This window comes from Pelotomaculum isophthalicicum JI (genome assembly GCF_029478095.1).
Lineage (GTDB): Bacteria > Bacillota > Desulfotomaculia > Desulfotomaculales > Pelotomaculaceae > Pelotomaculum_D > Pelotomaculum_D isophthalicicum.
The window spans coordinates 41,013-56,007 of sequence record NZ_JAKOAV010000015.1 but is presented as its reverse complement, the minus strand read 5'-3'; the positions used below and the strand labels follow the sequence as shown (position 1 = coordinate 56,007).

Sequence of the window (14,995 nt, the reverse complement as noted above, 5' to 3'; positions counted from 1 at the left end):
GTGCGGTGTGAATTATTCCGGGGCGGAAATCCTGATCAAAAGTTTAGAGGCTGAAAATGTGGACACAATTTTCGGCTACCCCGGAGGCCAGGTCTTACCGATCTATGACGCCTTGTACGATGCTGATATCCGGCACATCCTGTGCAGGCACGAACAGGGGGCGGCTCACGCCGCGGATGGTTACGCCCGCGCTACCGGCAGGCCGGGGGTTTGCCTGGCGACTTCGGGTCCCGGCGCGACCAATCTGGTTACGGGTATTGCCAACGCCCACATGGATTCAGTGCCTCTGGTGGCTATTACCGGCCAGGTTCCCTGGAGTTTGCTGGGAAGGGATTCCTTCCAGGAGGCGGACATAACCGGTATTACCCTGCCGATAACAAAGCACAGCTATCTGGTCAGGGACCCGTCCGAACTGGCTCGTATTGTCAAGGAGGCGTTTTATATAGCTACTACCGGCAGGCCTGGCCCGGTGCTGATCGATATTCCCAAGGACGTTTCCAGTACGTCGAGCGAATATATAGTGCCGGAAGAACTGCACCTGCCCGGCTATAAACCCGTGAGTGAAGCTGACCCGCGGCAGGTGTTGGAAGCGGCTAAAGCAATCGCTAAATCCGAGCGGCCGGTGATATATGCCGGTGGCGGTGTTGTTATTTCCGGAGCGCAGGATGAACTGGTCCGTTTCGCGGAACTGCTGATGGCGCCGGTAGCCACTACGCTGATGGGGTTGGGGGGCTTTCCGGGAAACCATCCGCTGTCTCTCGGCATGCTCGGCATGCACGGGACTAAATACGCTAATTTCGCTGTTTGTGAATGCGACCTCCTGATTGCCGTGGGGGCGCGGTTCGACGACCGGGTTACCGGTAAACTGGAGACCTTCGCTAATGAGGCTAAAGTGATTCATATTGACATAGATCCAGCAGAAATTGGGAAAAATGTGAGAGTGGACATTCCCGTCAACGGAGACGTTAAAATAGTATTAAAACAGCTGATGGATATACTCCAGCCAAGATTGGGAGAGGCCTGGCGGGAGAAAATCCAGACGTGGAAAAAAGAGTACCCGATTGATTTTTGTGACAACGGGGAACTGAAACCCCAGGCTGTCATTCAGGAAATTTACCGTCAAACCGGTGGCGATGCCCGTATTACCACCGAGGTGGGCCAGCATCAGATGTGGACGGCGCAGTATTATACTTTTTCCAAACCGCGTTCTTTTATCTCCTCCGGCGGTTTGGGCACAATGGGCTATGGAATGCCCGCGGCTATCGGCGTCCAGGCCGGTTGCCCGGATGACACGGTTTTTGATATTGCCGGAGACGGCAGTATTCAAATGAACATTCAGGAATTATGCACGGCAGTGAACTATGAGCTGCCAATTAATGTGGCAGTTATGGATAACGGCTTTTTAGGGATGGTCAGACAATGGCAGGAGCTTTTTTATAACCGCCGTTATTCCCATACGAAGTTGTTTAACCCTGATTTTGTTAAACTGGCTGAGGCTTATGGCGCGGAAGGGTTCAGGGTGACCAAACGGTCTGAGATAACACCTGTTTTGGAGCAGGCGATCCGTTCCAGTAAGCCGGTAATGATTGATTTCATGGTGGAGAGTGAAGAAAACGTCATGCCTATGGTTCCACCAGGTGAATCATTGAGCAAAATGCTTGGTTAGAGGGGGGTAAACGTGACACATACACTTGCGGTACTGGTGGAAAACACACCTGGGATCCTGGCGAGGGTAGCCGGCCTCTTCAGCCGGCGGGGTTTTAACATTGACAGCCTGGCCGTTGGCAGATCCGAGGACCCCGGTATTTCCAGGATGACCATCGTGGTTGAAGGTGATGACAGTATTTTAGAGCAAGTCACCAAGCAACTGCATAAACTTATTGATGTCATAAAGATTACTGACGTTACCAGGGACGATTTTGTCGACCGGGAACTGGTTATGATTAAGGTTAATACCGAAACGTCCACCCGGGCTGAAATAATGCAATTGGTGGATATTTTCCGCGCCAGGATCGTAGATGTGGGCCCTAAATCGCTAACCATCGAAGTGACGGGATACGAAAGTAAAATCAATGCTTTTGAAAACTCGTTGCGTCCTTTTGGGATCTTGGAAATGGTCCGCACGGGAAAAGTAGCCATGCTGCGGGGCTTCAAATCCATTACAATAAATGAACGCCAGAAAAGGGAGGATACAAATTAAATGGTAAAAGTGTATTATGATCAAGATGCGGATCTGAATTTGTTGAAAGGCAAGAAGATTGCCATTCTGGGGTATGGCAGCCAGGGTCACGCGCAGGCGCAGAACCTTAGGGAGAGCGGGATGGACGTTGTAATTGGTCTCCCCGTGTCAGAAATCGCCAGCCGCCAGCAGGCTGAAGCGGACGGTTTCACGATCCTGCTGCCGGGAGAGGCGGCCGCCCAGGCTGACTTTATCCAGGTGCTGGCGCCCGATGAAATTCAGGCCAGACTTTACCGGGAGGATATTGCACCTAATCTGTCCGCCGGCAATATATTGATGTTTTCCCACGGATTTAACATTCATTACGGCCAGATTGTTCCCCCGGCGGATATAGACGTCATTATGGTAGCCCCGAAAAGCCCGGGCCATATGGTGCGCCGCTTGTACCAGGACGGCAAAGGCGTGCCCGCGTTGGTAGCCGTCTTTCAGGACTACTCAGGCAAAGCTAAGGAAATAGGACTGGCTTATGCGAAAGGTATTGGCTGCACCCGGGCGGGCGTTTTTGAAACCAGCTTTAAGGAAGAAACTGAAACTGACCTCTTCGGTGAGCAGGCTGTGCTGTGCGGCGGCGTTACCGAGCTGATTAAAGCCGGTTTCGACACCCTGGTTGAGGCGGGCTACGCGCCTGAAATGGCTTATTTTGAATGCTGTCATGAATTGAAATTAATCGTTGACCTGATTAACGAGGGCGGGCTCGGATTCATGCGGTATTCAATCAGCAACACCGCCGAATACGGCGACTATATGACCGGGACGCGCATTATTAATGAAGACACCCGCCAGGAAATGAAGAAAGTTCTGGAAGAGATCCAAAACGGCGAGTTTGCCAAACGGTGGATTTTGGAAAACCAGGCCAACCGCCCGGTGTTTAACGCCATGGCGAAAAGGGAAAAAGAGCTTCTGATCGAAAAAATAGGGGCGGATCTCCGCGCAATGATGCCCTGGCTGAAAAAGTAGGGATGATTTGTCAGTACTCAGGAGTCAGAAGTCAGGAGTCAGAATAAAAGAACCAGCAAAAGACGCACTTATTCGTTGCTTAGAAAGGAAAGGGGACACACCTCCCTAACGGGCCTATCTTTGGGGCCGGAGGAATGTCCCCGATTAGGTGGGCCGATGACTACTGACTACTGACTACTGGTAGTAAGGGGGAATGTGCTTGGAGATTACTGTTGCAGAAGCCCTTGTCCGCTGTTTGGAACAAGAAAACGTAAATTTGATTTTCGGATACCCGGGTGGCGCTATCCTTCCCGTTTACGATGCCTTATATAATTCTACCATTAAACACGTGTTGACCCGCCACGAACAGGGCGCGGTCCACGCGGCCGACGGTTATGCCAGAGTGACCGGGAAGGTCGGCGTGTGCCTGGCGACGTCGGGACCCGGCGCGACCAACTTGGTGACCGGCATTGCCAACGCTTACATGGATTCTGTTCCGATGGTCGTGATTACCGGCCAGGTGCCTGTCAGTCAGATTGGCACCGACGCCTTTCAGGAAGTTGATATTACCGGCATCACCTTACCGGTTACCAAACACAACTTTTTAATAAAGGATCCGAAACAGCTGCCTCAGGTTGTCAGAAAGGCATTTCATATTGCGGCGACAGGCCGGCCTGGTCCGGTGTTGATCGATTTGCCCAAAGACGTGGCTCAGGCCAAGATAAAGTTTGCTTATCCTAAAAACATTCATCTGCCTGGCTACAAGCCCACCTACAAAGGGCATCCGGCCATGATAAACCAGGCCAGTAAAGTTATTATGGAATCCAAACGCCCGGTGATCTATGCCGGCGGGGGGGTCAGAATCTCTAACGCCGCCCCGGAATTGAAGGAATTGGCCGAGACTATTTCCGCGCCGGTGACGCATACATTAATGGGATTGGGCTGTTTCCCAGGCGACCATCCTCTTTTCCTGGGGATGTTGGGCATGCATGGTACCCGCTACGCCAACCAGGCTGTCACTGAGTGCGATTGTCTAATTACCGTGGGCGCCCGGTTTGACGACCGTGTTGTGGCTAATATTGAAGGTTTCGCTCCTGACGCCAAGATTATTCACATCGACATTGATCCGGCGGAAATTAGCAAAAATGTGCAAGCGAGCCTGCCAATCGTAGGAGATGTCAAGCAGGTTCTGGAAAAACTTCTGCAGTTGCTAAAGAAAAGGAAAAATGCTGAATGGACGGCGCGGGTGCAGGCATTGAAAAAGGAATACCCGCTTGATTACAGTATGGACGGAGCGTTAAAACCGCAGTTTGTCATTGAAAAACTGTGTGAATCAACAGGCGGCGACGCAGTTGTGGTTACCGATGTCGGGCAGCATCAGATGTGGACCGCCCAGTATTACAAATTTAAGGAGCCGCGCAGTTTTATCTCTTCCGGCGGTTTGGGCACGATGGGGTTTGGCCTGCCGGCGGCAATCGGGGCGCAAATGGGCGCTTCCGGCCAAAAAGTTATACTAATCACCGGTGACGGCAGTATTCAGATGACGCTGCAAGAGTTAGGCACTGCGATGGAGCAGGAACTGCCTTTGAAGATTTTTGTCATGAACAACAGGCAACTCGGTATGGTTCGCCAGCAACAGGAGTATTACTGCGAAAAGCGTTATATAGCGGTAGACTTCCGGTTTGACTTGGACTTTGCGGCGCTTGCCAGGGTTTACGGCATGGCGGGGTATACTGTTGAAACTGCGGAGCAACTGGTTGACATACTGCCTGAAGTGCTGGCTTCTCCCGGACCGGTTATGGTAAACTGTCTGATTGGTGGTAAAGAAAACGTACTACCCATGGTATTGGCGGGATCAAATATTAATGAAGCGATAGATTAACAGGATAATAATTTGGAGGAAATCATGAGCCAGCGTGTTTATCTTTTCGACACCACTTTGCGGGACGGAGAGCAGTCGCCCGGCGCAAGCCTGAATGTGGATGAGAAAATACAGATAGCCAGGCAACTTGCCAAACTTGGAGTAGATATTATTGAAGCAGGCTTTCCAATATCTTCGCCCGGCGACTTTGAGGCTGTCCGTACCATCGCCCGGGAGGTCAAGGGCGTGGCAGTGGCCGGGCTGGCCAGAACTCACTTTGAAGATATTGACCGGGCCTGGGAAGCGGTGCGTCACGCCGAGCAGGCGCGCATCCACACTTTTATTTCTACATCTGACATTCATCTGGAGCACCAGTTGCGGATGACCAGGGAGCAGGTGCTGGAAGCGGCGGTCGCGGCGGTTAAACGTGCCAAGTCTTACACGGCCGACGTTGAATTTTCCACGATGGACGCTTCACGATCTGATTTGGATTATTTATGCCAGGTTCTGGCGGCTGCCATCAAAGCGGGAGCCACTGTGGTGAACATACCGGATACGGTGGGTTACGCTGTTCCTGAGGAATGGGGAAAATTTATCGATACCATCTGCCATAAGGTTGAAGGCATCGAAAAAGTGATTGTCAGCGTGCACTGCCATAACGACCTCGGTCTGGCTGTGGCAAACTCGCTTGCCGCGGTGATGAACGGCGCACGCCAGGTGGAGGGTACCATTAATGGAATCGGAGAACGGGCAGGCAACGCCGCTCTTGAGGAATTAGTGATGACCCTTCGTACCCGCAAGGACCTGTTCAGCCTGTACACCGGTGTCCACACCGAGGAAATTTACCGCACCAGCAGGTTGGTGAGCAATCTGACCGGGATGAAAGTCCAGGCAAATAAGGCGGTAGTAGGCAAAAACGCTTTCGCTCACGAGTCGGGTATTCACCAGGACGGTGTTATTAAAGAGCGCACCACCTATGAAATTATGAGCCCGGCGATGGTTGGTATCAGTAAAAGCAATCTGGTGCTGGGAAAACTGTCCGGGCGCCACGCCTTCCGTCAGAGGCTGGAAGAGCTCGGTTACAACCTTTCCAGCGAGGAACTGAAGAACGCCTTTGCCCGTTTCAAAAAACTGGCCGACAAAAAGAGAGATATTACCGACGATGACCTGGAAGCCATTATAGAGGAAGAAATACGCAAAGCGCCGCATACCTACACGCTTAATTACCTGCATATTTCCAGCGGTACCACCGTGGTGCCCACCGCTACCGTAGTATTGCAACGGGACGGCCAGCGGTTGGAAGAGGCTGCTTGCGGCAACGGCCCGGTAGACGCGATTTGTAAAGCGGTGGATAAAATCACCGGTATGAGCTGCACAATGGTCAACTGGGGGATTAACGCCATCACCTCCGGCAAGGACGCGTTGGGAGATGTGACCTTAAAAATCACCATGGACGGGCAAAAGGTTTACGTCGGCCGTGGCATCAGCACCGATATTCTTGACGCCAGCGCCAAGGCTTACGTCAATGCGGTAAACAAACTGGTCTGGGATAACCGGCCGGTTGAAAAAATAGATATAGAGTAACTATTTTAGGGTCAGGAGTCAGAATTCAGGATTCAGGAGTCAGAATAAAAGATTGGTTAATAGTTCTTTAATATTCTGAATTCTGAATTCTGACTACTGACTACTGAATAAATGCAAGCGGGGTGAATCTATATGCCGATGACCATTACCGAAAAAATTCTGGCGGCGCATGCCGGCAAGGAGCAAGTAACACCCGGGGAACTAATCAACGCCCGCGTGGATTTTGTGCTGGCCAACGATATTACAGCGCCGGTGGCCATTAAAGAATTTGAAAAAATAGGGGTTAAAGACGTGTTTGACCGGGAGCGGATTACCCTGGTTCCCGACCACTTCACTCCGAATAAGGACATCAAGTCGGCGGAACAAGCCATGCTTTTAAAGCAATTTTCCCGGAAGCACGACTTAGTTAATTATTTCGAGGTGGGCCGCATGGGCATCGAGCACTGCCTCTTGCCGGAACAGGGCCTGGTGGGACCAGGCGATTTGATCATCGGGGCGGACTCGCACACCTGCACCTACGGAGCGCTGGGCGCTTTTTCCACCGGCGTGGGCAGTACCGACCTGGCTGCCGCCATGGCGCTCGGGGAAACCTGGCTTAAGGTGCCCGAGACCATCAAATTTGAATTTGCCGGAAAACTCAAACCCTGGGTCGGCGGCAAGGACCTGATCCTTCATGCCATCGGAGATATCGGGGTTGACGGGGCGCTTTACCAGGCTATGGAGTTCACCGGGGAGGCTATTGAAAACCTGTCCATGGACGGTCGTTTAACCATGTGCAATATGGCTATTGAAGCCGGGGGCAAAAACGGCATCATCGCGCCCGATGAGATTACCCGGGCCTATGTTGAAGGCCGCTGCAAGCGTCCGTACCAATTTTATCAGAGCGATCCGGACGCCAAGTACGAGAAAATTTATCATTACGACGCATCCTTAATCGAGCCGCAGGTGGCCTTCCCGCACCTGCCGGAGAACAGCCGGCCGGTGAGTGAAGCGGGCAACGTGGAAATCGATCAGGTGGTTATCGGTTCCTGCACCAACGGGCGAATGGAAGACCTGAGGGAAGCGGCCAGATTGCTGAAAGGTAAGAAAGTCCATAAAAACGTGCGGCTGATTATCTTCCCCGGCACCCAGGAGATTTACCTGCAGGCCATGAGGGAAGGGCTGTTTGAAATATTCGTGGAGGCGGGCGGCGCGGTAAGCACTCCTACCTGCGGGCCTTGCCTGGGCGGCCATATGGGTATCCTGGCCAAGGGAGAGCGCGCTATTGCGACTACCAACCGGAATTTTGTCGGCCGGATGGGTGACCCGGAAAGTGAAGTCTATCTAGCCAACCCGGCGGTGGCCGCCACGTCGGCGATATTGGGCCGTATTGCCGGACCCGGGGAGGTGGAGTAAATGGAATTACAGGGAAAAACCTGGAAGTTTGGTTCGGATGTCGACACCGATGCTATCATTCCAGCCAGATACTTGAACACTTCGGACCCAGCCGAACTGGCCAGACACTGTATGGAGGACGCCGACCCGGCGTTTCCCGATAAAGTAAAGCCCGGCGATATGATTATCGCAGGCAAGAACTTCGGCTGCGGGAGTTCGCGTGAGCATGCTCCCATCGCAATTAAAGCAGCCGGTGTGTCCTGTGTGATCGCAAAAACCTTTGCCCGGATTTTTTACCGCAACGCTTTTAATATCGGCCTGCCTATCTTTGAGGCGCCTGAAGCCGCCGAGGATATCAAAGAAGGCGATGAATTAACGGTTGACGCTAGTTCCGGTGTTATAATCAATAAGACCACGGGCAAGACTTACCAGGCCACGCCGGTGCCGCCTTTTATGCAGCAGATCATCGCGGCGGGTGGGTTGATTAATTATGTGTCGGAAAGGATGAAACAATAGTGTACAAAATAGGTGTGCTGCCTGGCGATGGAATTGGTCCCGAGATTACCGTCCAGGCTGTCAGGGTGCTCGAAGCGGTGGGCCGCCGCTATGGACGCGATTTTAAGTTTACCGAAGGGTTGATCGGTGGTGCCGCTTATGACGCGGTAGGTCATCCGCTGCCGCCCGAAACACTGGATTTATGCCACAACAGCGACGCTATTCTCTTGGGGGCTGTCGGCGGGTCCAAATGGGATGACTTGCCCTCGCACTTGCGTCCGGAGGTGGGGGCGCTTTTGCCTTTGCGCAAAGAGTTGGGCCTTTACGCCAACCTGCGCCCGACCAGGGTGTTTCCCGCCCTGATTAACGCTTCCACTTTAAAGCCGGAAGTTGTTTCCGGCCTGGATATCTTGGTGGTCAGAGAACTGACAGGCGGCCTGTATTTCGGCAAGAAATCGAAAGAGCCGCTGGCCGGCGGCGGTTACCGGGTGATTGACACACTGGAATATACTACCCCGGAAATTGAGCGGATCGCCCACTTGGCTTTCCAAATGGCCAGAAAGCGGCGTAATAAGGTAACCTCCGTCGACAAGGCCAATGTATTGGAAAGCTCCCGCTACTGGCGGGAAGTCGTGACAGCCATCGGAACAGAATATCCCGATGTGGAACTGGATCATTATTACGTTGACAACTGCGCCATGCAGCTGGTTAAGAATCCTAGACAGTTTGACGTCCTGGTTACCGAGAATATGTTCGGGGATATCCTGAGCGACCAGGCTTCGATGCTTTCCGGTTCTCTGGGGATGCTGGCCTCGGCGAGCATCGGTGGTGAAATTGGCCTTTACGAGCCAAGCCACGGCTCCGCGCCCAAATATACCGGCATGCAGCGCGCCAATCCCATTGCCACCATTTTGTCCGGCGCCATGCTCCTGCGCTTTTCATTAAACCTGGAGGAAGAGGCCGACTGCATCGAGCGCGCTATCACCAAAGTGCTGGACCTGGGTTACCGGACGGCAGACTTGATGGAAGAAGGCAAAGAACTGGTGAATACCATCCAGATGGGAGACCGTATCATTGAGCAGATTGAGTCCGGAGTTTAAATGAGGTGACGTAATGCATCCTGTGCAAATTTACGATACCACGCTCCGCGATGGAGCCCAATCGGGAGGGATTTCTTTTTCCTGTGAGGACAAAATTAAAATAGCCCAATACCTGGATAAAATGGGTTTTCACTATATAGAAGGAGGCTGGCCCGGCTCAAACCCCAAAGATCTTGATTTTTTTCACAGGATTCGTGGGTATACTATGAAACACGCCAAAATAGCCGCCTTCGGCTCAACCCGCAGGCCGTCGGTAGCGGTGGAAGATGACCCGAGTGTCAAGTCAATTCTTGACGCGCAAGTTCCGGTGGCGGCAATTGTCGGGAAGAGCTGGGACTTTCATGTGCGCCGGGCGTTGGGCACCACACTTGAGGAGAACCTGTCGATGATCCGTGAAACCGTGGCCTACCTGAAAAGCTGCGGCATGGAAGTAGTCTATGACGCCGAGCATTTTTTTGACGGATATAAAGCCAACGCCGCATACGCCCTGGATACTGTCAAAGCTGCCGAGGAAGGCGGGGCTTCGACAGTGGTGCTGTGCGACACGAACGGGGGCAGTTTGCCCGCGGAGATTGCGGAGCTGGTGCAGGTGGTCCGGAGCCGCTTGAGTGTTCCTATCGGCATTCACGCGCATAATGACGGTGAAATGGCGGTGGCCAATTCCCTGATGGCGGTGCAGGCCGGAGCGGTACAGGTGCAGGGGACGGTCAACGGTTACGGTGAAAGGTGCGGTAACGCCAACCTGTGTTCAATAATTCCCAACCTTACGCTAAAGTGCGGCGTTGAAACCATCCCGCGCAAGAAGCTGGCCCGCCTGACCGAGATGTCCCATTTTGTCAGTGAAGTGGCCAATGTCAGCCCCGATCCGCACAGGCCGTATGTCGGGGTGAGCGCTTTCGCCCACAAGGGCGGCGTGCATGTCAGCGCGCTTCTGAAAGATTACAAAACCTACGAGCATATTGAGCCCGAGTTGGTGGGCAATCAGCGCCGGGTGCTGGTTTCCGAGCTTTCCGGCATGTCCAATTTGCTGTATAAATACAAAGAGCTGAATCTCCAGGTGGACCAGCAAGATCCGGAAGGAAGGCGTATTTTAGAGGAAATAAAACAAATGGAAAACCAGGGCTTTCAGTTCGAGGGAGCGGAAGGATCATTTGTCATCCTCCTGCGCAAAGCTTTTAACGGGTATCATGAGCCGTTTTCCCTGGAGGCCTTGCGTCTGATTACTGAAATTAAGGAAAATAACCCGGCATATTCCGAAGCGATTATTAAAATGAAAATGGGCGACCGGGTGGTGCACACCGCCGCGGAAGGCAACGGCCCGGTGAATGCCCTGGACAATGCCCTGCGCAAGGCTCTCGAAGAAGTTTACCCGGAAATCAGGTCAATGCATCTTTCCGACTACAAGGTCCGTGTACTTGATGAAAAGGACGGAACCGGAGCAACGGTGCGGGTCCACATTGAAACCAGCAACGGCAAACGTTCCTGGGGCACGGTGGGTGTTTCCCAGAACATTATTGAAGCCAGCTGGCAGGCGCTGGTCGACAGTGTCGCTTACGGCCTGCTCGAAGACGATAACCATGACACTCCGGCTTAACAAGCCGGAGATGTGTTTTTCACGATAGTAAGGAAGGCGGTAATACCGGTGGAACAGTATTGGCTTCCAAGCCTTGATTATCTCAAGACAATACTCAAATTTAACTTGAGTAGTGTTATTGATATATTGATCGTGGCTTTTGTGGTATACAAGCTGATGCTTTTGATCAAGGGGACCAGGGCAGTCCAGTTAATCAAAGGACTGGCTGTCTTGCTGGTCGCCACCGCGCTTTCCAATATGCTGAACCTTTATACCATGAATTGGCTTTTGAGGCAGGCCATGACCGCGCTGGTGGTGGCCTTGCCGGTGGTGTTCCAGCCCGAACTGAGAAGAGCGCTGGAAAAGCTTGGCCGCGGAAAGTTCTTGAGTTATACTCAGCTGACCCCGCTCGCGCCGGTTGAAGTCGGGCAGGTCAAGGTGATTGCCGAAATTACCAGATCCGTGATGATCCTGTCGAAAAACAAAATCGGGGCGCTGATAGTCATTGAAAGAGAAACCGGCCTCGGAGAGCATATCGACAATGGCTTGAAAATCGACGGGATTGTATCGGCGGAATTTCTGGTAAATATTTTTATTCCGAAAACCCCCCTCCACGACGGAGCGGTGATCATCAGGGGCGACAGAGTTGCCGCCGCGGCCTGCTTTTTGCCCCTCAGCGAAAGCCCTTACCTTACCAGCGGTTTAGGCACCAGGCACCGGGCCGGGATTGGCATCAGCGAGCATTCCGACGCGGTCGCCGTGATAGTTTCTGAAGAAACCGGCACTATATCTATAGCGGTGGAAGGTGCGCTCAACAGGAATTTAGATGAATCAGGCCTGCAGGAAAAGCTCACGGAGTATTTAAACAACCGGCAGGGTAATTCATTATCGTCGCTCTGGCACAGGAGGTAGCGATGGTGCGCATAGACTGGCAACGTAATTCAATAAAATTCCTTTCTGTTTTTCTTGCTATTATTCTATGGATATATGTCAGCAATGAGCAAAACCCCACTACGGACAAGGAGATCAATGTGAACCTGGAAAATAGCGGTCTTGCTCAGAATTATTTAATTACCGGCGGGATGCCTGAAAGTGTTAGAGTGAAGGTGCACGGGAACAAGACCCAATTGGCCAATATAGCTCCGGGAGACTTTCGGGCCCTGGTCAGCATACCTGAAGGAGAAACCGGCGAAGTCACTGTACCTGTCCAGGTGAGCTCCCCACCGGGTCTCCGGGTGGTGCAAGTCTATCCGAATGAGGTCAACGTGACAATCGACTCATTAGTAGAAAAAGTGATCCCGGTTGCCGTCAACCTGCGCGGGAAACCCCCGCAAGGATATGTCGCTCAGACACCGCTGTGCCAGCCCAGTACGGTAATCGCCAGGGGGCCAAGCAAAGCTGTAACTGAGGTAAGTCAAGCCACCGCCGTAGTAGATGTCCAGTCCGCCACGCAGGATATAGAGCTGAGCCTCACGGTTACCACAGGCAATCTGAGCGTTTCTTTGAATCCTTCAATGGTGCGGGTGATAGTTCCAATCACCAGTTCAGCCATACCCAAGACTGTACCCGTGCAGCCCCAGTTGACCGGTACTCCGGCCACCGGCTTCGCAGTGGCGCGGGTTGTATCTGATCCGGCTGTTGTGCAGGTATTGGGACCGCCGGAGGCAACCGGAGCTGTAACTCAAATAAAAACGGAGCCCGTGGACATTCGCGGCATTGATAAAAACCTTGTCAAAGAAGTTGCTTTGATACCTGTATCCGGCGTTGCCAATATTTATCCCAACCGGGTGAAAGTACAGGTGGAAGTTAATAAGATAGAAGCGCAGCAGCAACCGCCGCCAAGCGATGGCGGAACCACGCCGCAAAAGCCATAAACTACCTTTGCAGGCGATTAACCGGGCATTTCCGGATAACATAGAATATATTAATCAAGGAGTCAGGAGTCAGAAGTCAGGAGTCAGGAGTCAGAATAAAAAAACAGTTTATCGTCCCAATATATTCTGAATTCTGACTACTGAATTCTGATTACCTGATAAATTATTAGATACATGGAAATTGACATTCCCGTGGCGCATAGTTATAATAGTTTGTGATTTTTTACTTGCGAGAGGAGACCATTTCATGGGGAAAATGTTTGGGACTGACGGGGTAAGAGGTGTGGCTAACCACAAACTTTCCCCGGAACTGGCTTTTAAGCTTGGCCGGGCAGGGGCGCATATTTTAGCCCGTGACGGCGCCGGCAACCGCATGGTGATTGGTAAGGATACCCGCATCTCCGGTGATATGCTGGAAGCCGCCCTGGTCGCGGGCATTTGCTCCGCCGGTGTTGATGTGATCAAACTGGGAGTAATGCCGACTCCCGCCATAGCCTATCTGACCCGTGATTTAAAGGCAGCGGGCGGAGTAGTTATCTCCGCTTCGCATAATCCGGTTGAAGACAACGGGATCAAGTTTTTCAGCGCCAGCGGCTATAAACTTCCGGATGAGACTGAGGAGGCCATTGAAGCCCTGGTCGAGGAGGAGTGTGCCGACGTTCCTTACCCTACGGGCGGCGATGTCGGCCGGTCGTATCAAATGGACGACGCTGTCGATCGTTACGTTAAATATGTTAAAGACAACTTCAGTACCAGGCTAAAAGGGTTAAGAATCGTGGTGGACTGTGCCAACGGAGCGGCTTTTCAGGTGGCTCCCCGGGTTTTCAGCGAATTAGGCGCGGCAGTCTTGCCTATTTTCAATAAGCCGGACGGGATCAACATAAATGACGGGTGCGGTTCGACTCACCCGGAAGCCTTGATGGGCGCCGTTGTGTCAACGGGAGCCGACCTCGGACTCGCGCATGACGGTGACGCCGACCGGGTGCTGGCGGTGGACGCCAAGGGCAGGCTGGTTGACGGTGACCAGATCATGGTTATGTGTGCCCGCCATTTGAAGGAAAAAGGCTTGCTGGCGGAGAATACTGTTGTCGTTACAGTCATGAGCAACCTCGGGCTGCACCTGGCGCTCCGGGAATCCGGAATCAGGGTGGTGGAGACCAATGTAGGCGACCGCTATGTCCTGGAAGAGCTGCTGCGCACCGGCGCGCGCTTTGGGGGAGAGCAGTCCGGCCATATCATATCTTTAGACCATAATACGACAGGCGACGGAATTCTCACCGCTTTGCAGCTCTTGACAGTGATGAAAGAGAGCGGCCGGCCGCTGGATGAACTGGCGTCCCAAATGGAGCGGTTTCCCCAGTTGCTCGAAAACGTGCGGGTTGAGGATAAGTCACTGGTGATGAACAGCGAAGTTCTGGCCGGGGCTGTCAAGGAACTTGAACAGGAACTTGGCGGGAAAGGACGTATCCTGGTCCGGCCTTCCGGCACTGAACCATTGGTGCGGGTGATGGCAGAGGGAAAGGATATGGAGCAGTTGAAAGATATTGTGGGCAGGTTGGCAAACTTGATCACGAAATTAAAATAACTGGTTAATGGGGTGATTATCAAAGAATCTAATGTATGATTTATGGATACAATTAAATCGCAAGCGCCAGAACCCTGCTCGAATTTTAAAAATTGTTTGAAATTCGAGTCTTGGATGATTAGATTACAGGTGACTTTTCAGGGTTGACGAGGAGGGGGTTAATCGAGATTTTCGGCGGGTTCCCCCCGGTCCGGCCGGACCGTCAAAGGCATTACAAAACCACCGGGCAACCGTTGGGACAAAAATGCCGGCGGCCGAAAGCGGCAAAACCGATCAAGGGAGAAGTATTGTCTTTAATAAACCGTAATTTAGTGCCGTGGCTTAAGTGCGCCCGGCTTTTTTATTTGAGAGAAAAATATCAGGAGGAATAAAAA

General features: G+C 52.5%; 13 protein-coding genes. All 13 read left to right on the top strand.

Features of this window, described 5'->3' with window-relative positions; all coding sequences use genetic code 11:
• The first annotated feature begins 7 nt into the window (after positions 1-7).
• The 13 genes from ilvB (L7E55_RS09265) to L7E55_RS09205 all read left to right on the top strand — a co-directional run bounded on the left by ilvB (L7E55_RS09265) (position 8) and on the right by L7E55_RS09205 (position 14,992).
• On the top strand, positions 8-1,666 hold the full coding sequence (gene ilvB / locus L7E55_RS09265) for a biosynthetic-type acetolactate synthase large subunit (RefSeq protein WP_277443869.1): 1,659 nt from the start codon (positions 8-10) through the stop codon (positions 1,664-1,666).
• A gap of 12 nt (positions 1,667-1,678) precedes the next feature.
• The gene (gene ilvN / locus L7E55_RS09260; protein WP_277443868.1) at positions 1,679-2,200 is read left to right on the top strand and encodes an acetolactate synthase small subunit; all 522 of its coding nucleotides are present in this window, start codon (positions 1,679-1,681) and stop codon (positions 2,198-2,200) included.
• Positions 2,201-3,196 carry a ketol-acid reductoisomerase gene (gene ilvC / locus L7E55_RS09255; RefSeq protein WP_277443867.1) on the top strand — a complete coding sequence of 332 codons (996 nt, stop codon included), beginning with the start codon at positions 2,201-2,203 and terminating at the stop codon, positions 3,194-3,196.
• A gap of 199 nt (positions 3,197-3,395) precedes the next feature.
• Positions 3,396-5,057: a biosynthetic-type acetolactate synthase large subunit gene (ilvB, locus tag L7E55_RS09250; RefSeq protein ID WP_277443866.1), complete on the top strand. Its 1,662-nt coding sequence runs from the start codon at positions 3,396-3,398 to the stop codon at positions 5,055-5,057.
• 24 nt (positions 5,058-5,081) lie between these two features.
• A complete protein-coding gene (locus tag L7E55_RS09245) occupies positions 5,082-6,620 on the top strand; it encodes a 2-isopropylmalate synthase (protein ID WP_277443865.1) in 1,539 nt (512 codons plus the stop codon).
• A gap of 132 nt (positions 6,621-6,752) precedes the next feature.
• The gene (gene leuC, locus L7E55_RS09240; protein WP_277443864.1) at positions 6,753-8,015 is read left to right on the top strand and encodes a 3-isopropylmalate dehydratase large subunit; all 1,263 of its coding nucleotides are present in this window, start codon (positions 6,753-6,755) and stop codon (positions 8,013-8,015) included.
• Positions 8,016-8,510, top strand: a complete 495-nt coding sequence (gene leuD, locus L7E55_RS09235) for a 3-isopropylmalate dehydratase small subunit (RefSeq protein ID WP_277443863.1) — start codon at positions 8,016-8,018, stop codon at positions 8,508-8,510.
• On the top strand, positions 8,510-9,589 hold the full coding sequence (leuB, locus tag L7E55_RS09230) for a 3-isopropylmalate dehydrogenase (protein ID WP_277443862.1): 1,080 nt from the start codon (positions 8,510-8,512) through the stop codon (positions 9,587-9,589). The genes leuD and leuB overlap by 1 nt, the downstream gene beginning before the upstream one ends.
• A 13-nt stretch (positions 9,590-9,602) precedes the next feature.
• Complete coding sequence (gene cimA / locus L7E55_RS09225) at positions 9,603-11,183, top strand: citramalate synthase (protein WP_277443861.1); 1,581 nt, start codon at positions 9,603-9,605, stop codon at positions 11,181-11,183.
• 48 nt (positions 11,184-11,231) lie between these two features.
• Positions 11,232-12,074, top strand: a complete 843-nt coding sequence (cdaA, locus tag L7E55_RS09220) for a diadenylate cyclase CdaA (RefSeq protein ID WP_277443860.1) — start codon at positions 11,232-11,234, stop codon at positions 12,072-12,074.
• Positions 12,075-12,076: 2 nt separating this feature from the next.
• A complete protein-coding gene (locus tag L7E55_RS09215; protein ID WP_277443859.1) occupies positions 12,077-13,036 on the top strand; it encodes a CdaR family protein in 960 nt (319 codons plus the stop codon).
• A 247-nt stretch (positions 13,037-13,283) separates the two neighbouring features.
• Complete coding sequence (gene glmM / locus L7E55_RS09210) at positions 13,284-14,621, top strand: phosphoglucosamine mutase (RefSeq protein WP_277443858.1); 1,338 nt, start codon at positions 13,284-13,286, stop codon at positions 14,619-14,621.
• 143 nt (positions 14,622-14,764) lie between these two features.
• Positions 14,765-14,992, top strand: a complete 228-nt coding sequence (locus L7E55_RS09205) for a hypothetical protein (RefSeq protein WP_277443857.1) — start codon at positions 14,765-14,767, stop codon at positions 14,990-14,992.
• The last annotated feature ends 3 nt before the right edge of the window (positions 14,993-14,995 follow it).

Excerpts from the sequence above, each read along its gene's own strand:
- ilvC (WP_277443867.1), top strand. The coding sequence starts at position 2,201 with ATGGTAAAAGTGTATTATGATCAAGATGCGGATCTGAATTTGTTGAAA.
- L7E55_RS09245 (WP_277443865.1), top strand. The coding sequence starts at position 5,082 with ATGAGCCAGCGTGTTTATCTTTTCGACACCACTTTGCGGGACGGAGAG.
- leuC (WP_277443864.1), top strand. The coding sequence starts at position 6,753 with ATGCCGATGACCATTACCGAAAAAATTCTGGCGGCGCATGCCGGCAAG.
- leuD (WP_277443863.1), top strand. The coding sequence starts at position 8,016 with ATGGAATTACAGGGAAAAACCTGGAAGTTTGGTTCGGATGTCGACACC.
- cimA (WP_277443861.1), top strand. The coding sequence starts at position 9,603 with ATGCATCCTGTGCAAATTTACGATACCACGCTCCGCGATGGAGCCCAA.
- L7E55_RS09215 (WP_277443859.1), top strand. The coding sequence starts at position 12,077 with ATGGTGCGCATAGACTGGCAACGTAATTCAATAAAATTCCTTTCTGTT.
- glmM (WP_277443858.1), top strand. The coding sequence starts at position 13,284 with ATGGGGAAAATGTTTGGGACTGACGGGGTAAGAGGTGTGGCTAACCAC.